General features: G+C 64.0%; 26 protein-coding genes, 1 pseudogene and 1 riboswitch. Of the genes and pseudogenes, 23 read left to right on the top strand and 4 right to left on the bottom strand.

All coding sequences use genetic code 11. From position 1 onward, the window contains the following. Positions 1–11 precede the first annotated feature (11 nt). The 22 genes and pseudogenes from moaB to EGJ86_RS06965 all read left to right on the top strand — a co-directional run bounded on the left by moaB (position 12) and on the right by EGJ86_RS06965 (position 19439). Positions 12–551 (top strand): molybdenum cofactor biosynthesis protein B, encoded by a 540-nt coding sequence (gene moaB / locus EGJ86_RS07065; RefSeq protein ID WP_045732987.1) that lies wholly within the window; start codon positions 12–14, stop codon positions 549–551. Then, positions 548–1762, top strand: a complete 1215-nt coding sequence (gene glp / locus EGJ86_RS07060; protein WP_125834569.1) for a gephyrin-like molybdotransferase Glp — start codon at positions 548–550, stop codon at positions 1760–1762. The genes moaB and glp overlap by 4 nt, the downstream gene beginning before the upstream one ends. A 294-nt stretch (positions 1763–2056) precedes the next feature. Beyond that, positions 2057–2677, top strand: a complete 621-nt coding sequence (locus EGJ86_RS07055; RefSeq protein ID WP_045732989.1) for a C40 family peptidase — start codon at positions 2057–2059, stop codon at positions 2675–2677. 85 nt (positions 2678–2762) lie between these two features. Beyond that, positions 2763–3287 (top strand): C40 family peptidase, encoded by a 525-nt coding sequence (locus EGJ86_RS07050; RefSeq protein WP_125834568.1) that lies wholly within the window; start codon positions 2763–2765, stop codon positions 3285–3287. A 10-nt stretch (positions 3288–3297) separates the two neighbouring features. Continuing rightward, positions 3298–3617 (top strand): annotated as a pseudogene (locus EGJ86_RS07045) (hypothetical protein). 39 nt (positions 3618–3656) lie between these two features. Further along, positions 3657–3867: riboswitch (cobalamin riboswitch) on the top strand. A gap of 185 nt (positions 3868–4052) precedes the next feature. Next, positions 4053–4664 (top strand): cob(I)yrinic acid a,c-diamide adenosyltransferase, encoded by a 612-nt coding sequence (gene cobO, locus EGJ86_RS07040; RefSeq protein ID WP_125834566.1) that lies wholly within the window; start codon positions 4053–4055, stop codon positions 4662–4664. Beyond that, on the top strand, positions 4664–5956 hold the full coding sequence (locus tag EGJ86_RS07035) for a cobyrinate a,c-diamide synthase (RefSeq protein WP_125834565.1): 1293 nt from the start codon (positions 4664–4666) through the stop codon (positions 5954–5956). The genes cobO and EGJ86_RS07035 overlap by 1 nt, the downstream gene beginning before the upstream one ends. Beyond that, positions 5953–6606, top strand: coding sequence for a 5,6-dimethylbenzimidazole synthase (gene bluB / locus EGJ86_RS07030; protein ID WP_125834564.1), 654 nt, complete (start codon positions 5953–5955; stop codon positions 6604–6606). The genes EGJ86_RS07035 and bluB overlap by 4 nt, the downstream gene beginning before the upstream one ends. Before the next feature lie 3 nt (positions 6607–6609). Then, positions 6610–7518: an adenosylcobinamide-phosphate synthase CbiB gene (gene cbiB / locus EGJ86_RS07025; RefSeq protein ID WP_125834563.1), complete on the top strand. Its 909-nt coding sequence runs from the start codon at positions 6610–6612 to the stop codon at positions 7516–7518. Then, a complete protein-coding gene (gene cobD, locus EGJ86_RS07020; protein WP_125834562.1) occupies positions 7511–8521 on the top strand; it encodes a threonine-phosphate decarboxylase CobD in 1011 nt (336 codons plus the stop codon). The genes cbiB and cobD overlap by 8 nt, the downstream gene beginning before the upstream one ends. Next, positions 8521–9972: a cobyric acid synthase gene (locus tag EGJ86_RS07015; RefSeq protein ID WP_125834561.1), complete on the top strand. Its 1452-nt coding sequence runs from the start codon at positions 8521–8523 to the stop codon at positions 9970–9972. The genes cobD and EGJ86_RS07015 overlap by 1 nt, the downstream gene beginning before the upstream one ends. Before the next feature lie 60 nt (positions 9973–10032). After that, positions 10033–10554, top strand: a complete 522-nt coding sequence (cobU, locus tag EGJ86_RS07010) for a bifunctional adenosylcobinamide kinase/adenosylcobinamide-phosphate guanylyltransferase (protein WP_125834560.1) — start codon at positions 10033–10035, stop codon at positions 10552–10554. Continuing rightward, a complete protein-coding gene (gene cobT / locus EGJ86_RS07005) occupies positions 10551–11606 on the top strand; it encodes a nicotinate-nucleotide--dimethylbenzimidazole phosphoribosyltransferase (protein WP_125834559.1) in 1056 nt (351 codons plus the stop codon). Before cobU ends, cobT begins: the two co-directional genes overlap by 4 nt. After that, positions 11603–12178 carry an alpha-ribazole phosphatase family protein gene (gene cobC / locus EGJ86_RS07000; RefSeq protein ID WP_177432796.1) on the top strand — a complete coding sequence of 192 codons (576 nt, stop codon included), beginning with the start codon at positions 11603–11605 and terminating at the stop codon, positions 12176–12178. The genes cobT and cobC overlap by 4 nt, the downstream gene beginning before the upstream one ends. After that, complete coding sequence (locus tag EGJ86_RS06995; protein WP_125834557.1) at positions 12175–12906, top strand: adenosylcobinamide-GDP ribazoletransferase; 732 nt, start codon at positions 12175–12177, stop codon at positions 12904–12906. The genes cobC and EGJ86_RS06995 overlap by 4 nt, the downstream gene beginning before the upstream one ends. A gap of 72 nt (positions 12907–12978) precedes the next feature. After that, complete coding sequence (locus EGJ86_RS06990; protein ID WP_099525285.1) at positions 12979–13383, top strand: MarR family winged helix-turn-helix transcriptional regulator; 405 nt, start codon at positions 12979–12981, stop codon at positions 13381–13383. 58 nt (positions 13384–13441) lie between these two features. Beyond that, on the top strand, positions 13442–14647 hold the full coding sequence (locus EGJ86_RS06985; protein ID WP_125834556.1) for an MFS transporter: 1206 nt from the start codon (positions 13442–13444) through the stop codon (positions 14645–14647). Continuing rightward, complete coding sequence (locus EGJ86_RS25285) at positions 14644–14769, top strand: hypothetical protein (RefSeq protein ID WP_256672108.1); 126 nt, start codon at positions 14644–14646, stop codon at positions 14767–14769. Before EGJ86_RS06985 ends, EGJ86_RS25285 begins: the two co-directional genes overlap by 4 nt. A 62-nt stretch (positions 14770–14831) precedes the next feature. Next, positions 14832–15383 (top strand): glutathione peroxidase, encoded by a 552-nt coding sequence (locus EGJ86_RS06980; RefSeq protein WP_125834555.1) that lies wholly within the window; start codon positions 14832–14834, stop codon positions 15381–15383. Positions 15384–15650: 267 nt separating this feature from the next. Next, the gene (locus tag EGJ86_RS06975) at positions 15651–16577 is read left to right on the top strand and encodes a triacylglycerol lipase (RefSeq protein ID WP_125834554.1); all 927 of its coding nucleotides are present in this window, start codon (positions 15651–15653) and stop codon (positions 16575–16577) included. Positions 16578–16619: 42 nt separating this feature from the next. Next, the gene (locus EGJ86_RS06970; protein WP_125834553.1) at positions 16620–17678 is read left to right on the top strand and encodes a lipase secretion chaperone; all 1059 of its coding nucleotides are present in this window, start codon (positions 16620–16622) and stop codon (positions 17676–17678) included. A gap of 12 nt (positions 17679–17690) precedes the next feature. Then, positions 17691–19439, top strand: coding sequence for a hybrid sensor histidine kinase/response regulator (locus EGJ86_RS06965; RefSeq protein ID WP_125834552.1), 1749 nt, complete (start codon positions 17691–17693; stop codon positions 19437–19439). Here the strand turns inward: EGJ86_RS06965 and EGJ86_RS06960 are convergent, their stop codons facing one another. From EGJ86_RS06960 to EGJ86_RS06945, 4 genes are all read right to left on the bottom strand, one after another. Then, positions 19440–20051, bottom strand: coding sequence for a response regulator (locus EGJ86_RS06960; RefSeq protein WP_125834551.1), 612 nt, complete (start codon positions 20049–20051; stop codon positions 19440–19442). A 63-nt stretch (positions 20052–20114) separates the two neighbouring features. Beyond that, on the bottom strand, positions 20115–21389 hold the full coding sequence (locus EGJ86_RS06955; protein WP_125834550.1) for an OmpP1/FadL family transporter: 1275 nt from the start codon (positions 21387–21389) through the stop codon (positions 20115–20117). 150 nt (positions 21390–21539) lie between these two features. Continuing rightward, entirely contained in the window at positions 21540–22019 is a 480-nt protein-coding gene (locus tag EGJ86_RS06950; protein ID WP_106733924.1) for a hypothetical protein, read from the bottom strand. A gap of 412 nt (positions 22020–22431) precedes the next feature. Then, complete coding sequence (locus EGJ86_RS06945) at positions 22432–23286, bottom strand: sulfurtransferase (RefSeq protein WP_125834549.1); 855 nt, start codon at positions 23284–23286, stop codon at positions 22432–22434. 332 nt (positions 23287–23618) lie between these two features. On the opposite strand from EGJ86_RS06945, the gene gdhA reads away from it, so the two are divergent. Beyond that, on the top strand, positions 23619–24956 hold the full coding sequence (gene gdhA / locus EGJ86_RS06940) for an NADP-specific glutamate dehydrogenase (protein ID WP_125834548.1): 1338 nt from the start codon (positions 23619–23621) through the stop codon (positions 24954–24956). Positions 24957–25080: the final 124 nt, after the last annotated feature.

Genomic DNA, 25080 nt, shown 5'->3' with positions numbered 1-25080 from the left:
GGATGCCTGCCATGAACCACAAGGCCGATGCGGTTTTCGTGCCGCTGAACATTGCCGTGCTTACCGTCAGCGACACACGCACGTTGGAGACCGACACCTCGGGTCAACTGCTGGTCGACCGCCTGACCGCCGCTGGCCACCAATTGGCCGCTCGCGTTCTGCTCAAGGATGATCTGTACAAGATCCGCGCCCAGGTAGCGACCTGGATCGCCGAGGATCAGGTGCAGGTGGTGGTGATCACCGGCGGTACCGGTTTCACTGGGCGTGACAGCACGCCGGAGGCGGTCGCCTGCCTGCTGGACAAGCAGGTCGATGGTTTCGGCGAGTTGTTCCGGCAGATCTCTGTGGCCGATATCGGCACTTCTACCATCCAGTCGCGCGCGCTGGCCGGTCTGGCCAACGGCACTCTGGTGTGCTGCCTGCCGGGCTCGACCAACGCCTGCCGCACTGCCTGGGACGGCATCCTCGGTGAGCAACTGGATGCGCGTCATCGTCCCTGCAACTTCGTGCCGCATCTGAAGCAGGTGGGCGCCTGCGAGACGCGCGGATGAGTGGTTGCGATCATCCAGGACTGTTGCCGATGGAGGCGGCGCTGGAGCGCCTGCTGGCGTTGGCAGAGGCGGCGTCCATCGAGCAGAACGAGCTGGTTGCGCTGGCCGAGGCCGATGGGCGGGTGCTGGCCGAGCCGCTGATTGCGGCGCTGGATTTGCCACCATGGGCCAACAGCGCCATGGACGGTTATGCGCTGCGCCTGGCTGATTGGAACGGCCAGGCTCTGCCGGTCAGTCAGCGTATTCAGGCCGGAACTGCGCCTGTGTCGCTGGAACCGGGTACCTGTGCGCGCATCTTCACCGGTGCGCCGCTGCCGGCAGGTGCCGATACCGTCGAAATGCAGGAGAACGTCGAGCTGGATGAGGCGGGGCGGGTACACTTCCGTGAGCCGCTGAAAATTGGCCAGAACGTTCGAGCTCAAGGTCAGGAAACCCGCGTCGGCGAAGGTGTTTTGCCAGCCGGTACGCGCCTGGGGCCTATCGAGCTAGGGTTGGCGGCGTCTTTGGGGGCGGCGCAGCTTTCGGTGCGCCGGCGCCTGCGTGTTGCCGTGCTGTCCACTGGCGACGAACTGGTAGAGCCGGGTCAGGCGCTTGGTCCAGGGCAGATCTACAACAGCAATCGGCGTCTGCTGATTGCCTGGTTGCAGCGTCTGGGCTGCAGCGTGGTGGATGCGGGCATCTTGCCCGATGATCTGCAGCGTACCCGCGAAGCGCTGGGGGCCTTGGGCGAGGTCGATCTGATTCTCTCCACGGGTGGCGTTTCGGTGGGGGAGGCGGATTTCCTCGGCATGGCCTTGCGCGAGGCGGGCGAACTGGCGCTGTGGAAACTGGCGATCAAGCCCGGTAAGCCGTTGACCTTCGGTCACTATCAAGGGGTTCCGGTAATAGGCCTGCCGGGAAACCCGGCTTCGACGCTGGTTACCTTCGGACTGCTGGCGCGTCCTTATATGTTGCGTCGTCTTGGCGTGCATCGGGTCGAGCCGTTGGGCTTCGCGGTACCGGCAGGTTTTACCTGGCGCAAGCCGGGCATGCGCCGCGAGTACCTGCGGGCGCGTCTGGAGCAGGGGCGTGTGGTGCCTTACGCCAACCAGAGTTCTGGCGTTTTGCGCAGCGCCGCCTGGGCAGAAGGCTTGGCCGAGGTGATGGAAGGCAGCACGCTGAGCGAAGGGGATATGCTGCGCTTCATTCCCTTGAGCGAGATTCTCGGTTAGCAGGCTGTTGAAAAAACTACCTGCGTTGCCATTGCTGCGTTAAAAACAGGCTCAAAATGCTCATTTACAACTCGTAAACTGCGCTTTTTCGCCTGTTTTTGCCTTGCACTGGCTGCCTCGGCTACGTTTTTCAACGGCCTGCTAGCGTCTGAATCGCCCGGCTGCAGGCATGGTCGGGCGCTTTAGATGGCGCGGCGAAACTACTGGGTCACATTTCTAACGATAGAATTTGCAAATGGGCCTTGTAGAAGGCATAGTCGCCGACTTGTAAATTCAACCGACACGGTCGTGCCCATGCTAAAACGCTTCGCACCCCTCGTGCCTCTTGCACTCACAGTGTTGCTCGCTGCCTGCGCCGGCCACTCGCCGCAACCGCAGATAGACGACGCTACAGCCGAGCCAGTTGCTCGCCCGCTCTCTCAGCAGGTTGAGCCTGCAGACGATGAAATCACCGCGCTGATCGACGACAAACCCTATGAAATGCCGCAGCTGGCCGACAGCCTGCTCGATCTCGGGCGTTCGCTGATCGGCACTCGCTATCGCTACGGTGGCACCTCGGTGCAATCCGGTTTCGATTGCAGCGGTTTCGTCGGCTACCTGTTTCGCGAGGAAGTCGGCCTGGAACTGCCACGTTCCACGCGTGAGCTGATCAACCTCGATGCGCCGAAGGTGGCGCGCGCCGATCTAGAACCGGGTGATCTGATCCTGTTCAATGATCGTGGTCGTGGTCGCGTCAGTCATGCCGGCATCTACCTGGGTGATGATCAGTTCATTCACTCCAGCAGCAGCCGCAGCGGTGGTGTGCGCATCGACAGCCTCGACGACAGCTACTGGAACCGCAGTTATCTGCAGGCCAAGCGCGTACTGGCGCTGGCTCCGGTGGAAGAGCAGGTTGCCGCCAAGCGCAACAACTGATGTAGCACGGCGTAACCCCAGGGTTGCGCCGTTCGTCGTGTCTCGGGCAGAGTAGAGCGCATTCAGGCTCAGGATCGCCTCGTTTATGCCCGTCACGACCCGTGTTGCCCTCATCGCTCTCGTTCTGCTGCTGAGTGCCTGCAGCAGTCGCGCTCCCTCTCCCCAGCCCAGTTACACCCCTCCAGTCTCTTCGTCGTCTTATCAGGGCGGCGCTGAAGACGTGCTGTTCCGTGCCCTCGGTCTGGTCGGTACGCCGTATCGCTATGGTGGCAATACCCCGGAAGGTGGTTTCGACTGCAGTGGCCTGATCGGCTACGTTTATCGTGATGCTGCCGGTATCAGTCTGCCGCGTTCGACGCGTGAGCTGAGTGCCATGCGCACCCCTGATGTCCGCCGCGACGCCTTGAAAAGTGGTGACCTGGTGTTCTTTGCCACCAATGGTGGGCGCACCGTCAGCCATGCCGGCATCTATGTCGGCGACGGCCGCTTCGTGCATGCTCCCTCTACCGGCGGTACGGTGCGCCTGGACACCCTCACCAGCGGTTATTGGCAGGGCGTCTATCTCGATGCCAAGCGCGTCATCACGCCAGAGCTAGCGCGTAACCCCTGAATTACTGTCCATGGTCGATCCCATTCGCCTACCGCCTCAGCCCGAGGTGTGCGAGCTGTGCGCGCGGCCCGTTGCGTTGACGCGTCATCATCTGATTCCCAAGGCACTGCACGACAAGACCTACGTGCAGAAGCGTTTCGCTCGTCATGAGCGCATCACGGCTACGCTTTGGGTCTGCCGCGCCTGCCACAATCAGATTCACCGGCTGTTCAGCGAAAAGGAGCTGGCGCTGACCTACAACAGTCGTGACGCGCTGCTGGGTGATGAGCGCTTGCGCACCTTCGTCGAATGGCTGGCCAGCAGCCGCCGGGCTTCACCCCCAGGCATTGAGCGGTCTCGGCGTTGACGCGCAGGGCTGCCAGCCTCTAACCTGCGCGCCTTGCTTCAGGTGCCCCGAGTTGCCGTGAATGGTAGCCATGGGGTGAAACAGGGAAGCCGGTCCGAATGCCGGCGCTGCCCCCGCAACGGTAGGTGAGTCAAACACCGCTCAAGGCCACTGTGCACCGCACGGGAAGGCGCGGTGCCGAACCTTTGGGTTCGCTCACGAGTCCGGAGACCGGCCTGTCGCATTTTCACGGCATCGCGGAGGGCGTTGTCCGGCCGACGCTCCGGTTTTTCCGGGGTGTTGTGCTTCCTGTCTTCCGCTCGCCTGACCAGCCATTGGCGCCTGGGTGAGGACGCGCGGACCATCGCGATCTGCTCCCCATCGTTGCTCGTACTGTTTACCGACAGTCGACGCGGGTGCCTGATGTACAGGAGCACAGCATGAGCGAGTCCACCGAACGCGATGCCCGCCACAAGGCGCGCATGCAGCGCAAGAAAGCCCTGATCGACGAAAAGATCGCCCAGGCCCAGGACGAATACGGTCTGTTGCTGGTACACAGCGGCAATGGCAAGGGCAAGAGCAGCAGTGCCTTCGGTATGGTCGCGCGTGCGCTCGGTCATGGCCTCAAGGTCGGTGTGGTGCAGTTCATCAAGGGCGCTGCCAGCACCGGTGAGGAAACCTTCTTCCGCCGCTTTCCCGAGGAAGTCAGCTACCACGTGATGGGTGAGGGCTTTACCTGGGAAACCCAGGACCGCCAGCGCGATATCGCCAAGGCGCACGAGGCCTGGGCGGTGGCTCGGCGCCTGTTGAACGACGAGTCCGTCGGCCTGGTGGTGCTGGACGAGCTGAACATTGCCCTCAAGCATGGCTACCTCGAACTGGACGCAGTGCTGGCCGATATCGAGGCTCGGCCGCTGCTGCAGCACGTGGTAGTGACCGGGCGTGGTGCCTTGCCGGGGATGATCGAGGCGGCTGATACGGTCACCGAGATGAGCCTGGTCAAGCATGCGTTCAAATCCGGGGTAAAGGCGCAGAAGGGCATCGAATTCTGATGGAAGCACGTCACTGTCCGGCTCTGTTGATTGCCGCCCCGGCTTCCGGCCAGGGTAAGACCACTGTGACTGCTGCCCTGGCGCGCCTGCACACGCGCCAGGGACGGCGGGTGCGAGTGTTCAAGTGCGGACCGGACTTTCTCGACCCGATGATCCACGCTCGTGCCAGCGGTGCACCGGTGTATCAGCTCGACCTGGCCATGGTCGGTGAGGCAGAAAGCCGTCGCCTGCTGTGGCAGGCCGCGGGCGAAGCGGATCTGATCCTGATCGAAGGTGTGATGGGGTTGTTCGACGGCAAACCGTCGGCGGCCGACCTGGCGCGTCATTTCGGCGTGCCGGTGCTGGGGGTTATCGATGGTTCGGCCATGGCGCAGACCTTCGGTGCGCTGGCCCACGGCCTAGCCACCTTCCAGCCTGACTTGCCCTTTGCCGGGCTGCTCGGCAACCGCGTCGCCAGCACGCGCCATGGCGATATCCTGCGCGATGCCCTGCCGCCCAGCATTCGCTGGTTCGGCGCCTTGCCGCGCAGTGCCGCGGTGGAGTTGCCGAGTCGGCATCTGGGCCTGGTGCAGGCAACTGAGTTGGCCGATCTGGATGCGCGCCTGGATGCTGCGGCCGATGCGCTGGCGGCCAGCGCCGATGTCGACCTGCCGCCAGCGGTGAGTTTTGCCGCGCCGCAGTTCGATGAACCTGCGCCCTTGCTGAATGGCGTACGCATCGGTGTCGCTCGCGATGCCGCGTTCGCCTTCCTTTATCAGGCCAATCTCGACTTGCTGCAGGCGCTCGGCGCCGAACTGCGCTACTTCTCTCCACTGGTCGATAGCGCGTTGCCCGACGTCGACAGTCTGTACCTGCCTGGTGGTTACCCCGAGTTGTACCTGTCCGAACTGGAGAGCAATCAGGTCATGGCTGAAGCGATTCGTACCCATCACCAGGCCGGCAAACCGCTGCTTGCCGAATGTGGCGGCATGCTCTACCTGCTCGATGAGCTGCGCGACAAGCAAGGTGCCAGCGGGCGCATGCTCGGCCTGCTCAGCGGCAGCGCGGCCTTGCAGCCGCGGCTGACCGCGTTGGCCCTGCAGGAAGTGACGTTGCCCGAAGGCGAGCTACGTGGCCACAGCTACCATCACTCGCGTCTGGAAAGCCCGCTTGCGCCGCTGGTGCTTGGCCGTTGCCCGAATGGCAAACCAGTGGCCGAGGCGGTGTACCGCCTGGGTCGACTCACCGCCAGCTATATACACTTCTACCTGCCCTCCAACCCGGAGGCAGCCGCCGCGCTGTTGCGTCCGTGACCGACCATGCCTTCAACGCGCAGGAGCGTGCCGCGGTATACCGCGCCATCGCCGAGCGTCGAGACATGCGCCATTTTGCCGGCGGCGAGGTGCCGCCCGAGGTGCTGGCGCGCCTGCTCGAAGCGGCGCACCACGCCCCCAGCGTCGGCCTGATGCAGCCGTGGCGCTTTCTGCGCATTCGCGATCCGCAATTGCGTGAGGCGGCTCATGCGCTGGTGGAGGCCGAGCGTGTGCGTACCGCCGAAGCTTTGGGCGAGCGTTCGGACGAATTCATGCGGCTCAAAGTCGAAGGTATTCGCGACTGCGCCGAGCTGCTGGCCGTGGCGCTGATGGAGGGACGCGAAGCGCATATCTTCGGGCGGCGCACCTTGCCGGAAATGGATATGGCCTCGGTGGCCTGCGCCATTCAAAATCTGTGGCTGGCTGCACGAGCCGAAGGGCTGGGCGTGGGCTGGGTGTCGCTGTTCGACCCCGAGGCGCTGGCCGGGCTACTGGGCATGCCGGCTGGCAGCAAACCGGTGGCGTTGCTGTGCCTGGGGCCGGTGCACGCCTTCTATGAGAAACCGATGCTGGTGGAAGAGGGCTGGGCCACGCCACGGCCGCTGAGCGAGCTGCTATTCGAGAATCAATGGGGAGTTCGGGGTGACTGAACGATGAGTCTGGCGCTGATCACCTGTGTCGGCGTGGCGCTGGACGCCGTACTGGGCGAGCCCCGGCACGCGCACCCGCTGGTGGCCTTCGGTCGCCTGGCCGAGCGCCTGGAGCAGCGTTTCAACCCGGCTGGCGGCGGCTGGCGCAGTCATGGCGTCACCGCCTGGTGCCTGGCGGTGCTGCCGCTTACCCTGCTCACCTGGCTGCTGGTACAGGTCAGTGGTCTGGGCTGGGCCGTGGAAATCTTCGCCCTGTATTTCGCCCTCGGCCTGCGTAGCCTTTACGAGCATGCGCAACCGGTGGCCCGCGCGCTGCGCCTGGGGGACCTGGCTCTGGCGCGCGAGCGCGTCGGCTGGATGGTCAGCCGCAACACTGCCGAACTGGATGCCACGGGTGTGGCGCGTGCCGGCACCGAGTCTGTGCTGGAGAACGGCTCTGACGCAGTGTTCGCCGCCTTGTTCTGGTTCATCGTGGCGGGTGCACCGGGTGTGGTGCTGTACCGCCTGAGCAATACCCTTGATGCCATGTGGGGCTACCGCAACGAGCGCTTCGAGCGTTTTGGCTGGGCCGCGGCGAAGATCGATGACGGGCTCAATTACCTGCCGGCGCGCCTGGTGGCGCTGACCTACGCACTGCTTGGACGTACCGTCCCGGCGCTTAGGTGCTGGCGCAAGCAGGCGCCGCTGTGGGACAGTCCCAATGCTGGCCCGGTGATGGCGTCTGGCGCAGGCAGCCTGGGCGTGAGCCTGGGCGGGGCGGCGGAGTATCACGGCGAGCGGCATGAACGCCCGCAGTTGGGCGAAGGCCCGGCGCCGCGTGCGCGGGATATCGAGCGGGCGATGAATCGAGTCGTCGCGGGCGTTGGCTTATGGTTGCTGTGCCTGATCGTATGGGAGGTCTGGGTTGCTTGAGCATGGAGGTCGACTGCGTGCCGCAGCGCAGCGCTATGGCATCCCACTGGAGGACTGGCTGGATCTGTCCACCGGGGTTGCGCCCTACGGTTGGGAGCTGCCGGCCGTGCCCGGCTCTGCCTGGGCGCGCCTGCCTGAAGCGGATGACGGCCTGGAGCAGGCCGCGCGCGATTATTACGGCGCCGTCAGCCTGCTGCCGGTAGCCGGTTCGCAGGCGGCGATCCAGGCCTTGCCGCGTCTGCGTCGTAACGCCAGCGTCGGCATCATCGCACCCACTTACGCCGAGCATGCTGCTGCCTGGCGTCGTGAAGGCCATCGCGTCACCAAGCTCAGCGAGGGTTCGGTGCATCGCGCCTTGCCGCAGTTGGATGTGCTGCTGGTGGTCAACCCGAACAATCCGACCGGCCGACTGATCGAGCCGGCGCGCCTGCTCGACTGGCACGATGATCTGGCCGAGCGCGGCGGCTGGCTGGTGGTCGACGAAGCCTTCATCGACTGCACGCCGGAGCACAGCCTGGCTGCCTACAGCGACATGCCGGGGCTGATTGTGCTGCGCTCGTTCGGCAAGTTCTTCGGTCTGGCTGGACTGCGTCTGGGCTTCGTCCTGGCTGCTCAGGCTCTGCTGGAGGAGCTGGAAACGCTGCTGGGGCCCTGGGCCGTCAGTGGCCCAGCGCGCATTGTGGCGCTCAGCCTGCTGGTCGATGGCGAGGGGCAGCGCCTTCAGCGTGAACGCCTGCTGGCCGATGGCGAGCGTCTGGCGGTGCTGCTGCGTGATTGCGGCATGCCGGTGACCGGTGGCTCGGCGCTGTTCCAGTTCAGTTGCACCCGTCGGGCGGTGCCTTGCATGGAGCTGTTGGCGCGGCGCGGCATTTTGGTGCGGCTGTTCGCCGAGCTGGACAGTCTGCGTTTCGGCCTGCCGGCGGATGAGGCTGGCTGGCTGCGGCTGGAGCAGGGGCTGCTGGAGTGCGCGCCGATCCTGGCCAGTCTCGAGGAAACGCCCTGATGGCCACCTTGATGGTGCAGGGCACCACCTCCGATGCCGGCAAGAGCACGCTGGTGACGGCCCTGTGCCGATGGGCGCGGCGCCAGGGCGTGTCCGTGGCACCATTCAAGCCACAGAACATGGCGCTCAACTCTGCGGTGACCGCCGATGGCGGCGAGATCGGCCGGGCGCAGGCAGTGCAGGCGCAGGCGGCCGGGCTGCAGCCACATACCGACATGAACCCGGTGCTGCTCAAGCCCAACAGCGACATGGGCGCCCAGGTGATCATCCACGGCCGGGCCATCGGCAATATGCAGGCACTGACCTATCACGGCTACAAGCCGGTGGCGATGGCGGCGGTGCTGGAGTCCCATACTCGTCTGCTGGAGAGCCATCAATTGGTGCTGGTCGAAGGCGCCGGCTCGCCGGCCGAGATCAACCTGCGTGCCGGTGACATCGCCAACATGGGCTTTGCCGAGGCAGTCGATTGCCCGGTAATCCTGATCGCCGATATTGACAAGGGTGGCGTGTTCGCTCATCTGGTCGGCACCCTGGAGCTGCTCAGCCCGAGCGAGCAGGCGCGCATCCAAGGGTTCGTGATCAATCGCTTTCGCGGTGATATCGCACTGCTCAAACCGGGGCTGGACTGGCTCGAACAGCGTACCGGCAAGCCCGTGCTCGGCGTGCTGCCGTACCTGATGGATTTTCATCTGGAAGCCGAGGACGCCGTCGATACCCGCCAGCAGACCAAGGATGAACAGGCCTTGCGCGTGGTGGTGCCAGTATTACCGCGCATCAGCAACCACACCGATTTCGATCCGTTGCGTCTGCATCCGCAGGTGCAGCTGACTTTCGTCGGGCCCGGTCAGGCCATCCCGCCAGCGGACCTGATCATCCTGCCCGGCTCCAAGAGTGTGCGCGCCGATCTCGCGCGGCTGCGTGAGCAGGGCTGGGATGCTGCCATCACCCGCCACCTGCGTTATGGCGGCAAGGTTCTGGGTATCTGCGGTGGCCTGCAGATGCTCGGGCGGCAGATTCACGATCCGCACGGCCTGGAAGGTGTTGCCGGCAGTAGCCAAGGTCTCGGTCTGCTGGATTTCGAGACGGTGCTGGAGCCGGAGAAACAGTTGCGCAACGTGCGCGGTCGGTTGTGCCTGGAGCAGGCTGATGTCAGCGGTTACGAGATTCATGCCGGCGTCAGTCGTGGGCCAGGGCTCAATGGCGCCGTGCAGCTCGATGACGGGTGCAGCGACGGTGGCCTCAGCGCCGATGGCCAGGTGTTCGGTACCTACCTGCATGGCCTGTTCGAGCAACCCTCGGCGTTCGCTGCGCTGTTGCGCTGGGCCGGGCTGCATGAGGTGCAGGCGGTGGATTACCAGGCGCTGCGCGAGCGCGATATCGAGCGCCTGGCCGATCAGGTGGAGCTGCACCTGGATACCGAAAAACTCAAGGCGCTTTGCGGCCTGGGGTAGGGCGCGCGCGGCACCCGCAGGTTTTGAAATGGTGCGCACAGCGCACCCTACGGAGAGAAGATGCTTGAATTGATCCTCGGCGGTGCTCGTTCCGGCAAGAGCCGGCTGGCCGAGAAGCTGGCCGACGAGTCCGGATTGGAGGTCGTCTATATCGCCACCAGCCAGCTGCTCGATGGCGAGATGAATGCGCGCGTCGCTCAGCATCGCGCAAGGCGACCAGAGCATTGGGCGCTGGTCGAAGAGCCGCTGGAACTCGCCCGCGTGCTGCGCGAACAGGCTGCGCCCGGCCGTTGCCTGCTGGTGGACTGCCTGACCCTGTGGCTGACCAACCTGCTGATGCTGGATGATCCTGCTCGTCTGGCAGCCGAACGTGAGGCGCTGCTCGACTGCGTGGAGCAACTGCCGGGGCGCATTCTGCTGGTCAGCAATGAAACCGGGCTGGGCGTGGTGCCGCTGGGCGAGCTCACCCGTCGTTATGTCGATGAAGCCGGCTGGCTGCACCAGGCACTGGCCGAGCGCAGCCAGCGCGTGCTGTTCACAGTTGCCGGTTTGCCCATGGTGTTGAAGGGGGAGGTGTTATGAGCCTGCAATGGTGGCAAGGGCCGTGTCAGCCGCTGGATCATGTTGCACGGATCAAGGCCGAGACGCGTCAGCAGCAATTGACCAAGCCGGCGGGTTCGCTGGGGCGGCTGGAGAGTCTCGCCATCCATCTGGCCGCATTACAGGGGCGCGAGCGGCCGAGCCTGGACAAGCTGTGGATCGCCATCTTTGCCGGTGATCATGGCGTGGTGGCTGAGGGCATTTCCGCCTATCCGCAGGCAGTGACCGGACAGATGCTGGCCAACTTCGTCACTGGCGGTGCGGCCATCAGCGTGCTCGCGCGTCAGTTGGACGCAGCGCTGGAGGTGATCGACCTGGGGACTGCCGAACCACTGCCGCCGCTGTCTGGCGTGCGTCATCTGCAGGTCGGCGCCGGCACGCAGAATTTCGCCCGCGATCCAGCGATGACCTTGGCCCAGGCGATGATTTGCCTGGAAGCTGGCCGCGACAGCGTCCAACGCGCGCGCGCCAGTGGTTGCGACCTGTTCGTCGGTGGCGAGATGGGCATCGGCAACACCACCGCGGCGGCCGCGCTGGCCTGCTGGCTACTGGATTGCCCGGCGAGCGAACTGGCAGGCCCTGGTACCGGATTGGATGGTGCTGGTGTGGCGCACAAGGCGCGGGTGATCGACGCCGCGCTGGCGCTGCACCGGAGGCAGATCGTCGATCCGCTGCAAGCGCTGATCCACTTGGGTGGCTTCGAGATCGCCGCCCTCGTTGGTGCTTACCTGGCCGCTGCGCAGCAGGGTGTCGCGGTATTGGTCGATGGCTTTATCTGCAGCGTCGCTGCCTTGCTTGCCGTGCGCCTGAACCCTGGTTGCCGCGACTGGCTGTTGTTCGCCCACCACGGCGCTGAGCCAGGCCATGTGCGCGTGCTGCAGGCGCTGCAGGCCGGACCGCTGCTGGAACTGGGCCTGCGACTGGGCGAGGGCAGCGGCGCCGCATTGGCCGTGCCGTTGCTGCGCCTGGCCTGCGCCCTGCACGGCCAGATGGCGACCTTCGCTGAAGCTGCCGTTGCCGAGAGACCGAGCTGATGCTGCAGCTGGAATTGCTGCGCCATGGCGAGACCGAACTGGGGGGCGGTTTGCGCGGCAGCCTGGACGATGCACTCACCGAGCAGGGCTGGGCGCAGTTGCGTGCCGCCGTGCAGGGCGCCGGCCCCTGGGGTCGCCTGATCAGCTCGCCGCTGCAGCGTTGTGCCCGCTTTGCCGAGGAGCTGGCCGCCGCCCATGGTTTGCCGCTGCACCTTGAGCCCGGCCTGCAGGAGCTGCATTTCGGTGACTGGGAAGGGCGTAGCGCTGCCGAGCTGATGCACAGCGATGCCGAGGCATTGGGCCAGTTCTGGGCCGACCCCTATGCGTTCACGCCGCCCAATGGCGAGCCGTTGCTGCAGTTCGAGGCGCGCATTCTGGCTGCCATACGGCGCTTGCAGCAGAATCATGCGGGTGAGCGCCTGCTGCTGATCACTCATGGCGGTGTCATGCGTCTGCTGCTGGCGCGAGCCCGCTGTCTGCCACGCCAGGAGCTACTGCAGGTCAACGTCGGCTACGCCCAGCGCTTTCGCCTGAGCCTGGATGCCGACGGGCAACTGACGGAATTGCCATGATTGCGCTGCTGATCGCCCTGCAGTTCCTCACTCGCTTGCCTGTCACGCTGCCTGGCATGCCCTCGCCGGAGCAGGTGGGGCGTTCGCTGCTCTGGTATCCGGCCGTAGGCCTGTTGCTCGGCCTGCTGTTATGGGGCGCGCACCTGCTGCTGGGGCAGACGTCGGCGTTATTGCAGGCAGCGATCATTCTGGCGCTGTGGGTGGGGCTGAGCGGCGGCCTGCATCTGGATGGCCTGGCCGACACCGCGGATGCCTGGGTCGGCGGTTTTGGTGACCGCGAGCGCACCCTGGCGATCATGAAAGACCCTCGCAGCGGGCCTATCGCAGTAGTGGTGCTGGTTCTGCTGTTGCTTCTCAAGTTCGCCGCCTTGTTCACGCTGCTGCAGGCCGGGCAGGGGATCTACCTGCTGCTGTTGCCCTGGCTGGGACGCAGCCTGTTGCCACTGCTGTTGGCGACCACGCCCTATGTGCGGGCCGGTGGACTGGGGCAGGCGCTGGTCGATCACTTGCCGCGCCGACAATTGCCCTGGGTGCTGGGCCTGCACCTGCTGGGCATGCTGCTGTTCGGCTGGCAGGGCCTGCTGGTGCTGGCGACGGGCTTGCTGCTGTTCGCCTGGCTGCGCCGCGCCTTGCTGCAACGTCTCGGCGGCACCACGGGTGATACGGCCGGTGCACTGGTCGAGCTGGCTGAGTGCGGCGCACTTTTAGCGCTAGCGCTGAATCTCTGACACAACTGTTATGCCGACCCAGTGCATAACTGTATGAGTGTGAATCGTTGATGCGGGTATATACCTGTATCCATGTTGCCGACCTCCTGCCTCTGTACCCAACTGCGCCGCGCCAGTCGCGGCGTTACCCGTCTCTACGATGACGCCTTGGCTGCTGTCGGGCTTGGCGGTGCGCAGTTTTCCCTGCTGCGCCACGTACAGCGGCTCGGGCAGCCGAGCATTTCCGTGCTAGCCGAGGCCATGGGGCTGGATCGTAGTACGTTGGGGCGCAACGTGCGGGTGCTGGAGGAACAGGGGCTGGTGCAACTGGGAGAGGGGCGCGACTTGCGCGCTCGCGAGGTACGGCTCACAGAGGCCGGCCTTCAACGCATCGATCTGGCGCTGCCGCTGTGGGAACAGGCACAGCGCGAGGTGACCGCGCAACTGGGCGAAGGTCGCCGTGCCGAATTGATGAGGTTGCTCGAACAACTGGCCTAATGGCCAACTCATTTTTACTGCCTGAACGGTCGTTAACGGGCGTTCGCTGGAGAGACTGATGACAACTGCATGGCGCTCAACCACCTGGCTGCTGCTTGGCGCGTCACTGATCCTGGCGCTGTCGCTTGGCACCCGGCATGGTTTCGGCCTGTTCCTGCCGCCGATGAGTGCGGAGTTCGGCTGGGGCCGCGAGGTGTTCGCCTTCGCCATCGCGCTACAGAATCTGATCTGGGGTTTGGCGCAGCCGATCACTGGAGCACTGGCCGACCGTTTTGGCGCGCGCAAGGCGGTCGTCGTTGGCGGTGTGCTGTACATGCTCGGCCTGATGCTGATGAGCATGGCCGATTCGCCGCTATCGCTGTCGCTGAGTGCCGGTTTGCTGATCGGCATCGGGCTGTCCGGCACATCGTTCTCGGTGATCCTGGGTGTGGTCGGTCGCGCCGTACCGCCAGAGAAACGCAGCATGGCCATGGGCGTCGCTGCGGCGGCAGGCTCGTTTGGGCAGTTCGCGATGTTGCCGGGCACGCTCGGGCTGATCGGCTGGCTCGGTTGGTCGGCAGCACTGCTGGCCCTGGGGCTGCTGGTGGCGTTGATGATTCCGCTCGCAGTGATGATCAAGGAGACGCCTCCACCTGCGAGCAATGGTCCACAGCAAACGTTGATCGAAGCGCTGCGTGAGGCTACCAGCCACTCCGGTTTCTGGCTGCTGGCGCTGGGTTTCTTCGTCTGTGGTTTCCAGGTGGTGTTTGTCGCCGTGCATCTGCCAGCCTACCTGGTCGATCACCATCTGCCGGCGTTGACTGGTACCACGGTGCTGGCGCTGGTTGGCCTGTTCAATATCTTCGGCACCTACATCGCCGGCTGGCTCGGCGGACGCATGTCCAAGCCGCGTCTACTGAGCATCCTGTACCTGTTGCGTGGCGTGGTGATCACGCTGTTTCTGGTGGCGCCACTGACGCAGTGGAGCGCCTACCTGTTCGGTATCGCTATGGGCCTGCTATGGCTGTCTACCGTGCCGCTGACCAACGGTACCGTGGCCACCCTGTTCGGTGTGCGCAACCTGTCGATGCTCGGCGGTATCGTCTTTCTGTTCCACCAACTGGGCTCCTTCCTCGGTGGTTGGCTGGGCGGTTACCTCTACGACACCACCGGCAGCTACGACCTGGTCTGGCAGATTTCCATCGGCCTCAGCCTGATGGCCGCCGCGCTCAACTGGCCGGTACGTGAGGTGCCGGTGGCGCGTCTGCAGGGCGCGCCGGCATGAGTCGTAAGGTGCTGACGCTCAGTGCCGCGGCGCTGGGCTTCGGTACGCTGCTGGCTTTGGCCTGGTGGGGCTGGCGCCAGGGTGGGCTGGCGCTGCTGCAGCTGGGTGTCGGTATCTGCTAGTTGCTTGCGGCTGGGCCTGCGAGTAGCGTGGTGCAATCGCGTCATCGCCTGAGGTCACTGCCATGTCCCTTCGCCGTCTTGCCTGTTCCCTATTGCTGTCCAGCCTGGCGCTGCCGGTGCTGGCCGCCGAATGTCCGGCCATGCTGCAGGGCGAGCTGCCCAAGCTGCGCGCCAAAGGTGAAAACATCGTACTCTGTCAGTTCTCGGGCAAGCCGCTGGTGGTGGTCAACACCGCCAGCTTCTGCGGCTTCACCCCGCAATTCAAAGGGCTCGAGGCGCTGTACCAGCGTTACAAGGATCAGGGCCTGGAAGTGCTCGGCGTGCCATCTGACGACTTCCGCCAGGAATCCGCCGACAGCAAGGAAACGGCCACTGTCTGCTACGTCAACTACGGCGTGACCTTCGCCATGACCGAACCGCAGCCGGTTTCCGGTGCCAACGCCATCCCATTGTTCAAGGGCCTGGCCGAGCAGAGCCGGCAGCCGCGCTGGAATTTCTTCAAGTACGTGGTCGACCGTCAGGGCAAGGTGGTGGCCAGCTTCTCCAGCCTGACCAAGCCGGATGATCCCGAGTTGATCGCCGCCGTCGAGAAGGCGATCGCTTCGCAACCCTGAGAACCTATTCAAAGTCTGCTGCGCGTCGGCCCTGCTGCGTTAAAAACAGGTTCGGAATGCTCATGTGCTACAGCACACTCCGCTTCCTCTCCTGCTTTTGCCTTGCATGACTCTAGCTCGCGAGACTTTGAACAGGTTCTGGGTCTTTTTGTTTCGCGGCCCTTCACCCATCTGGGCGATGGGCCGTGTCCGTCCGCCTGCCTAGACAGGCCAGGCGCCGGACGCAGTTCACCCGGCGTGCCCGACAAGAACAATAAGGAGGCACCCATGCGTCGCGTCTATACCGCTGCCCTGGCAACACTCGCTCTACTTGGCGCCGTCGAGGCCCAGGCCAACTACACCAAGACCAAGTACCCGATCGTGCTGGTACACGGCGTGACCGGTTTCAACACCATCGGTGGCCTGGTCAACTACTTCCACACCATTCCCTGGAACCTCGAACGCGACGGCGCGCGAGTGCACGTCGCCAGCGTCGCGGCCTTCAACGATAGCGAGCAGCGTGGCGCCGAGCTGGCCCGGCAGATCGTGCCCTGGGCCGCTGCCGGTGGCGGCAAGGTCAACCTGATCGGTCACAGTCAGGGTTCGCCGACTTCGCGCGTGGCGGCTTCGCTGCGTCCGGATCTGGTCGCCTCGGTGACCTCGATCAACGGCGTCAACAAGGGCTCCAAGGTCGCTGACGTAGTGCGTGGCGTGCTGCCACCGGGCAGCGGGATCGAAGGTGGTGCCAACGCCATCGCTAATGCCCTCGGTGCGGTGATCAACCTGCTGTCCGGGTCGAGCAACCCGCAGAGCGGTATCAATGCGCTGGGCACTCTGACCACCGCAGGTACCAGTTCGTTGAACAGCCGTCACCCGTGGGGCGTCAACACCAGCAGCTACTGCGCCAAGTCCACCGAAGTGCACAACGTGCGTGGGCACAGCATCCGCTACTACTCCTGGACGGGTAATGCCGCCTATACCAACGTGCTTGATGCGGCCGATCCCTTCCTGGCCTTCACCGGCCTGGTGTTCGGCAGCGAGAAGAACGACGGTTTGGTAGGCGTGTGTTCCACCTACCTGGGGCAGGTTATCGACGACAGCTACCACATGAATCACGTCGATGCGATCAACCATCTGTTCGGCATCCGTGGGTGGACCGAGCCGGTGTCGCTGTATCGCCAGCATGCCAACCGCCTGAAGAACAAGGGCGTCTGATCCCGGTGAACGCGGCGGGGTGACCCGCCGCAGCGAGGTTGCATGTCCAAGTTCTTCAGTCTTTCCCTGGTCGCCGTGGTGGTTGCGGGTGGTCTTACCCTGTACTGGCGCTGGCCGGCAGCGGTACCCGAGGCGTTGCCAACTGTCGCTGTCGCCGTGCCGTCACGGGCAGCGTCGTCTGAACCTACGTCGCTTCCTATCGCCGAGGCATCTGTCGAGGCACAGCCGTCAGTCGCCGAGTCCTTGCCCAGCCTGGCCGATACCAACGTGGACGGCCAACTGCGCACCGATGTGGCCGGTAATCTGGTGCTGGACCTGGCGGTGCGCGACTATTTCGATTATTTCCTTAGCGCCGTCGATCATTCCGGGCTCGATGCGGTGATCGAGGCCCTGCTGGCCGATGCCGGCCGGCGTCTGCCGGAGCCCGCTCTCGGGCAGATGATCAGCCTGCTCGGTGATTATCTGGACTACAAGCGCGCCAGCATGGCGCTGATGCAGCAGCCGCTGGATGCCCAGCAGCAGGTAGAACCGAAGGCGCAGTTGCAGGCACTGCAGTCGGCTTTTGCCCGTCTCGACGAGTTGCGCCGCGCCCATTTCTCTGCGGCCGCGCAGGAGGCGCTGTTCGGCGCCGAACAGGCTTATGCCCGTTACACCCTCGATAGCCTGGCATTGCAACAGCGTGATGACCTCGGCGAGGCGCAGCGCGCGCAGAGGCTCGAGCAGTTGCGTGAGCGTCTGCCCGAGGCGCTGCGAGAAAGCGAGCAGCGCCAGCAATTGGCTTTGGAACAATTGCAGCGCAGTGAGCAGTTGTGGCGTGATGGCGCGGATGAGCAGCAGGTGCGCGAGTTCCTGGCGATGACCTATGATCCGCAGACCGTGCAGCGCCTGCTGGATGAACAGCGCCGCGAGCGCGATTGGCAGCAGCACTACCAGGCCTATCGCAATGAGCTGGCCAGCCTGCAAGGCCGGGGGCTGAGCGAAGCAGATGGCGAGCAACTACAGCGTCAACTGCGCGAGCGCTTGTTCAGCAGTGAAGACCGACACCGTGTGGAAACCTATGACGCCATCGCCGCGAAGCAACCGGAGCCGCTCGACCACTGACGGATACCGCCCATGAGTGAGCGCCTGCTGCTGGCCCAGCAGCGCCGAGGCTATCGCTCGCTGCGTTTCGCTGCCGAGTTGGAGGCAGGCTTTGCCGAGCATCGGGTGCTGCGCATTCGTCGGCGCCTGCCGCTGATCGCCCCCATCGCAGCGTTGTTTCAGTTGATTTATGCGCTGCTGGATTTTCTGCTCATGCCGCTTCCGGTCAGCCTGTCGGTGCTACCGCTGCGTATGCTTGCGCTGGCGGTGTTGGCGCTGTCCTTTTTCTACTGCCGCCGGGTCGAGGCACCGCCTGCCAGGGTGCCATTGGTCTATGCCGCGGCCTACTGGGTCAACGGCGTCAGCGTCGCGTTGATCGTTCACCTGTGCTGGCAGCAGGGCGTGGCGATGCCCTACGACGGTCTGTTCCTCATCCTGTTGTTCGGTTACGCCCTGCTCGGGCTGTCGTTTCGTGCGATCAGCCTTTGTAGCTGGAGCTTCTGCCTGCTGTTCATCGGCGTCGGCGTGCTGTTCGGTGAAACCGGCGGCGCGCTGGCTTACCAGGGCCTGTTTCTGTTCTGCGCCAACCTGATCGGCAGCGTCGGCGCCTATATGCAGGAGCATGGTCAGCGCGGTGCCTGGCTGAACCTGCGCCTGCTCGATCTGGCGCGTCAGCGCGCCGAAGCCGATGACGCGCGCAAGCTGCGCCTGCTCGCAGCTGCCAGTCACGACCTGCGCCAGCCGCTCAATGCCATGGGGTTGTACGCCGAACATCTGGTGGAACAGGGCTGTGACCTGCAGACCCGGCGCATCAGCTCGCGCTTGGCCGCGTCGGTGGAGCAGTTGGGGCGCCTGCTGCAATCGCTGCTCGACTACACCCGTCTGACCTTACCCGGTGGTGTGCAGGCCAGGCCGCACGCGTTTGCGCTGCGCCTCTTGCTCGAACGGCTGATTGCCGAAGTGGCGCCAGAGGCACAACAGCAGGGTCTAGATCTGCAGCTGCATTGTGACGACTGTGGCGTGCACAGCGACCCGCTGCTGCTGGAACGCCTGCTGCGCAACTTGCTGAACAATGCCCTGCTGCACGCACAGGCGCAGCACCTGAGGTTGAGCGCAGCGCCTGATGGCGACGAGATCGTGTTGGAGGTGGCCGATGATGGTCGCGGCCTCAGTGAGGCGGAGCAGGCCTTGGTGTTCGAGGAATTTCGTCAACTGGACAATCCCGGGCGCAATGCCGAGCGCGGACTCGGTCTTGGTCTGGCCATCGTGCGGCAGCTGGCCGAGGTGCTGGAGCACCCCTTGCACCTGCATTCACAGCCGGGCGCGGGCGCACGCTTCGTCCTGCGTTTGCCGCTGGCTGAGGTACCTGTGGCAGCGCCGCGCGCCGATACTGGATTGACCTTGCAGGGGCGCGTGCTGCTGCTCGAAGACGACCCAGCCGGGCGTGAAGCGCTGGCTGGCTTGCTGCGTCGCTGGGGCTGCGAGGTGCAGGCTTGCGCTGACCTGGCCAGTGCGCTGCAGGTATTGCGTGTCGATACGCCGCAGTTGTTGATCAGTGACTACCGGCTGGCCGAGCAGGAGGATGGCCTGCAGGCCATCGAGCGCCTACGTGAGGCGGCCGGGCTGATGCTGCCGGCTCTACTGATCAGTGCTGACCTGAGCCCGGAGCTGCACGAGCGCTGCTTGCCCGCTCACGTCATTCCCCTGAGCAAACCGCTGTTGCCGGCGCGTTTGCGTCAAGTGCTGGCCACTCAGTTGCGAGCGCGCCAGGCCGTCAGTTGATCACAGCCAGCCACGCTGGCGCGCGGCACTGACACAGGCGGTGCGGGTATGCACGGCGAAGGTTTCGAACAGGGCCTTGAGGTGGGTCTTGACCGTGTCTTCGGCCAGGCCCAGCTGGCGGCTGATGGCTTTGTTCGGTAGACCCTCGGCCAGTAGCTGGAGAATCTCCAGCTGCCTCGGTGTCAGCGGTGAGGCGCTGGTCGGCGCCGGCAGGGTTTCACCCAGCAGGACGCGAGTCACCGACTGACGCAGGGCATGGCCATCGGAGCTCTTGGGGATGAAACCGAGCGCGCCAGCCGCCAGGCTCGCCTGGGCATCCAGCGCCGAGTCACTGGCGCTGAGAATGGCCACTGGCGTGCTTTCGCCGCGTGCCAGCCAACGCTGCAAAAGCTCCAGGCCAGGCACGTCAGGTAAGCGCAGGTCGAGCAGGATCAGGTCATAGCTGTGTTGGCGCAGGCACTGCTCGGCTTCGGCGGCACTGTGCGCGGTGTGGATCTGCAGGTTCGCACTGAGCGGCGACAGGGCCAGGGACAGGCCATCGAGAAAAATGCGGTGGTCGTCGACCAACAGGAGACGGAGATTGTCGGGCAGGGTAGTGCAGAGGGCAGTCATGATGTTCTCACGCGGCTTTTATTGTTGTTCTGCCGCGTGAGTTTAGCCAATGCAGTGGCCCGATTAGAAGCGGTAGCTGAGCGAGGCGCCGAGACCGTGTGCACTGTTCTTGTAACGTGCACTGTAGGTGCCGCGGGTGGCGCTGGCGTGGTTCACGTCCACCGACTCTTCCTGCAGGTAGGAATAGGCCACATCGATGGTCATGTCCTGATTCGGGCTCCAGCCGGCACCGACGCTGAAGATGGTACGGTCACCGGATGGCACGCGCGGCGAGCGGTCGACGTTGTTGATCGGCGACTGGTCGATGGCGACACCGGTGCGCAGGGTCCACTGCGGGTTGACCTTGTACGACAGGCCGACCGCATGAGCCCAGGTGTCGTGCCAGTTCTGCTCCTCAACGATGGTGGCGAGCGGAGCCGGTAGGGTGGCTGAATCGTTCTCCACACGGATTTCCTTGAAGCGGCTCCAGCGCGTCCAGGTGCTGCCAACATGCAGTGTCAGCGCATCGGTCAGGTCATGGGTGATCGACATGTCCACCGATTCGGGCGTGGTCAGGTCCAGCTTTGCGTCGTATTTGCCGGCTACGCCCGCCAGTATGCCGCTGCCGGAAACGCGGGTATCACCTTCCAGTTCGTACTTCACCCGCGAATGGTAGACCAAGCCGGCACGGGTCTGCGGGGTGAACTCGTAGAGCACGCCAACATTGAAGCCGACGGCGGTGTCGTCGCCCTTGACCCGCACCTTGCCATCGTTGCTGCCAGGGCTCAGCGGGTTGAGCACGGAGGAGCTGAGTTCGCCTTCGATATGGTTGAAGGTCGGGCCGAAGCCGACTGACAGCTTGTCGTTGAAGCGATAGCTCAGGGTCGGCTGGATCGTGATCACTCGTACATAGCTCTTGTCCGCGTGATAAAGGCCTTGGAAATTACTCTCATAGTCGGTCATCAGGCCGAAAGGCACGTAGATGCCCAGGCCGAAAGCGACCTTGTCGTCCAGCGGCTTGACGTAATAGCCCATGGGTACGCCGGTGGTCGGCACCATATCGCCGTCGTTACTGCCAGACAGCGCGAGCGGGCCCGCATTGGCGCTGGCGTGGCTAATATCGCTTTTGGCGTGAATCACCGCAGCACCGACGTAGACTTCGTCGCGCTTGAGGCGGGCCATGCCGGCCGGGTTGCCGAACACGGTACTGGCATCGTCGGCCGACGATGAGCGTCCGGCGAAGGAGGTACCCATACCGGAAATGCTTTGTTCGTTGAGGGCGAAGCCGCTGGCGAAACCATGGCTCGAGGTGGCAGTGATGGCGACGGCAAGACCGGTCTTGAGAAGACGTTTGCTCACGGGGAAGCTCCTGTGGTGAGGCGGGGGGGCGCACGCTACAGTTTTTCCTGACCCCTGCCAAGGCGCTGAAGTTCCCGAAATAGAGCGTATTGTCGGACAATTGGTTGGATAATGTATGGATTTTCTAAATTGTATTTTCTGACTGCCTGGTCAGGCCGCCTGGCTTACGGGCTCAATGCAGCGTTGCCAGGCATCGAGAAAGTCATGTTGGCTCGCCTGCGGCTGAAAAACCTTGCGCCAAATTCGGCCCATGGCCAGCACGTCATCAGCGGCCGGCAGCTCGAGTTTTTCGCTTTCGATCATCAGCCAGGCAATGGCAGTGGCGTAACGCAGATTGACCGTCAGCTCCATGTGCGGCATTTCCAAGAATGCGTGCTGGCTGGCGAGGCCACGTACACGGCTGGCAAGATCCGGGTCGAAGGCCAGATGCTGGTCCCAGAGTATCTGGTGGCGCTGTTCGCTGATGCGATACAAACCGTGGCCTTGCGGGGTGTCCAGCGCACTGCCCAGAGCTGACTGACAAGCCGCAGCCCCTAGCAGCAGTGCCTCGGCGGTGGCGCTATGGCGTTCGAGATAGAGCAGGGTAGGGCGGATCACATGTTGGCTGAGATCGCAGGCGGCAATTCCCATGGCATCCTCGCAAGGGTGCCGGTGGGGCCGGGCGCGTGGCAGCTGTTTGCAGACCGATGAAAAACTATCTCGGCTTTGGCTTCCTGCGTCGCTCTACCTCCTGCATCCATGCAGTCGTGCGTTGGCAATCCTGCGTTAAAAACAGCCTCGTGTGCGAGCCCAGTCGAAATGCTCATTTACGCTTGTAAAATCGAGCGCGATTCCGACCGTTTCTCGGCTGTTTTTGCCTTGTCTTGCCTGCCTCGCTAACGTTTTTCAACGGTCTGGGCTCTTCGATAAAGGCCCCACCGGGAGCGGGGTTAGCCGCTCATTCTCAAGTCTAGTGCGATATTTCAGCTGTAAAGGTCTGTTTTTAAATTGATTCCGGATTTGAGTTATTGGGCATATTTCGATTGGTGCTTAAAACCCTCGATCAATCACCCGTGGCTACCGGGCGCGTCGGGTCGGTGATCCACTCGCTCCAGGAGCCTGCGTAGAGCGGCGCCAATGGATAACCGGCGAGGCTCATGGCGAACAGGTTGTGACAGGCCGTGACCCCCGAGCCGCAGTAAGCCACCAGATTTTCCATCGGACGTTCGCCGCGCAGCTCGTCGAAACGCTCGCGCAGTACCGTTGCCGGAAGGAAGCGGCCATCCTTACCCAGGTTGTCGGTGAACACGGCGCATCGTGCACCGGGAATATGCCCGGCGACCGGGTCGAGAGGCTCGACCTCGCCGCGAAAACGCGGCAGTGCACGCGCGTCGAGCAGGGTCAGCTCCGGGTTGCCCAAGTGCTGGGCCAGGTGATCGGCAGTCAGCAGCAGGCTGCTGTCGGGTTGCGCGGAGAAATCGCCCGGGGTGTTGCTCGGTGGTGTGATGGTCAGTTCCTGTCCGGCTTCACGCCAGGCTTTCAGGCCGCCATCGAGCAGGTACAAGCCATCACGCTTGCCCAGCCACAGCAGCAACCACCAGGCGCGTGCGGCGAAGGCCCCAGGGCCGTCGTCATACAGTACGACCTGGCTATCCGCCCGCAGACCGCAGCTGCGCAGGCGTTCGACCAGAGAACTCGGGTCGGGGAGCGGGTGGCGACCGGTTACGCCCTTGACCACCGGGGCAGACAGGTCCTGCTCCAGGTCGAGAAAGTGCGCGCCCGGGATATGCCCATCGACGTAGCTGCGGCGCCCATAGTCTGGGTCTTCGAGGGCGAAGCGGCAGTCCAGTACCAGCAGGTCGTTTTGGCCTAGACGCTGTTGAAGGTGTTCCGCGCTGATCAATTGAGCGAGTGGCATGCAGCCTCCTGTTTCGTAGCAGGGTTTGCGGCATCATACCGCCTGGCCTTCCATTGGATCCCCTGCGAAGAAAAACCTTCTCACACACATTCGGAAAAGCTGTAACGCCAGCACTGAGGCCGACCCAATCATAGGTGGTCGATTTTTGTGCGATGCATGCAATTATTTGGTGCGTTATTGGGTGGGAATAATTGCGCGATAGAGGCCTTTCAAATCTTTATTCGTAGTTAGTGCACTAAAAAGTTTCATCAAGGCGACATTTTGATCTGTTTTGGTGCTTTGCTGCCTGTTAGAGTGCCGGCCACTTTGTCTTTGTGGTGTCGAGGTGCCGCATGTCGTTGTCCGTCGATTCTTTCCTGGCGCGCCTGAAGCAGCGCGATCCCCATCAGCCGGAATTCCACCAGGCGGTGGAAGAGGTGGTGCGCAGCCTGTGGCCCTTCCTCGAGGCCAACCCGCGCTACCGCGATGCCGGCATTCTCGAGCGCATGGTCGAGCCGGAACGGGCCATTCTGTTTCGCGTGCCGTGGGTCAATGATCGTGGCCAGGTACAGGTCAATCGCGGTTACCGTATCCAGATGAGCAGCGCCATCGGCCCCTACAAGGGCGGCCTGCGTTTCCACCCCTCGGTGAACCTGGGTGTCCTCAAGTTTCTCGCCTTCGAGCAGGTGTTCAAGAACTCCCTGACCTCGCTGCCCATGGGCGGCGGCAAGGGTGGCTCGGACTTCGACCCCAAGGGCAAGAGCGAAGGCGAGGTGATGCGCTTCTGCCAATCGTTCATGACCGAGCTGTACCGTCACATCGGCGCCGATCTGGACGTACCGGCCGGTGACATCGGCGTCGGCGGTCGCGAGATTGGTTACCTGTTCGGTCAGTACAAGCGTCTGTCCAACCAGTTCACCTCGGTACTGACCGGCAAGGGTCTGAGTTATGGCGGCAGCCTGATCCGCCCGGAGGCCACCGGTTACGGCTGCGTATACTTCGCCCAGGAGATGCTCAAGCGCATCGGCCGGGGTTTCGAGGGCCAGCGCGTGGCCGTTTCCGGCTCCGGCAACGTCGCCCAGTACGCGGCGCAGAAGGTCATGGAGCTGGGCGGACGGGTGATTTCGCTGTCCGACTCCGAAGGCACCCTGTATGCCGAGAGTGGCCTCAGCGACGAACAGTGGCAGTACTTGATGGAGCTGAAGAACGTGCGTCGTGCCCGCCTGCGCGAGATGGCTGAGCACTATGGTTTGCAGTTCCTCGCCGGGCAGCGTCCGTGGGGCCTGGCCTGCGATATCGCTTTGCCCTGCGCGACGCAAAACGAACTGGACGCTGAGGATGCTCGCGCGCTGCTGAAGAACGGCTGCATCTGCGTGGCCGAAGGCGCCAATATGCCTTCGACCCTGGAAGCGGTGGACCTGTTCGTCGAGGCCGGTATCTGCTACGCACCGGGCAAGGCGTCTAACGCCGGTGGCGTGGCCACCAGCGGCCTGGAAATGAGCCAGAACGCCATGCGCCTGCACTGGAGCGCCGGCGAGGTGGACGAGCGTCTGCACGGCATCATGCAGAACATTCACCATGCCTGCGTGCATCACGGTGAAGAGAATGGCCGCATCAACTACGTCAAGGGCGCCAACATCGCCGGCTTCGTCAAGGTCGCCGATGCGATGCTGGCGCAAGGCGTGGTCTGAGCCCATCGCAGTAGACTCGAGGCCCCCCCGGGAAAACGGGGGCCCGGGGGGTGTGGGGGGGGGCGGGGGGGGGTGCCGCGCCCGAGGAGCGGTGGGGCGGGCCCGCCCCCCGCCGCCCCCGGGC

The sequence above is a fragment of the Pseudomonas sp. o96-267 genome (assembly GCF_003935465.1).
GTDB lineage: Bacteria > Pseudomonadota > Gammaproteobacteria > Pseudomonadales > Pseudomonadaceae > Aquipseudomonas > Aquipseudomonas sediminis.
Note: the sequence above shows the minus strand (reverse complement) of the source record. Positions and strands in the feature narration are given on the sequence as shown.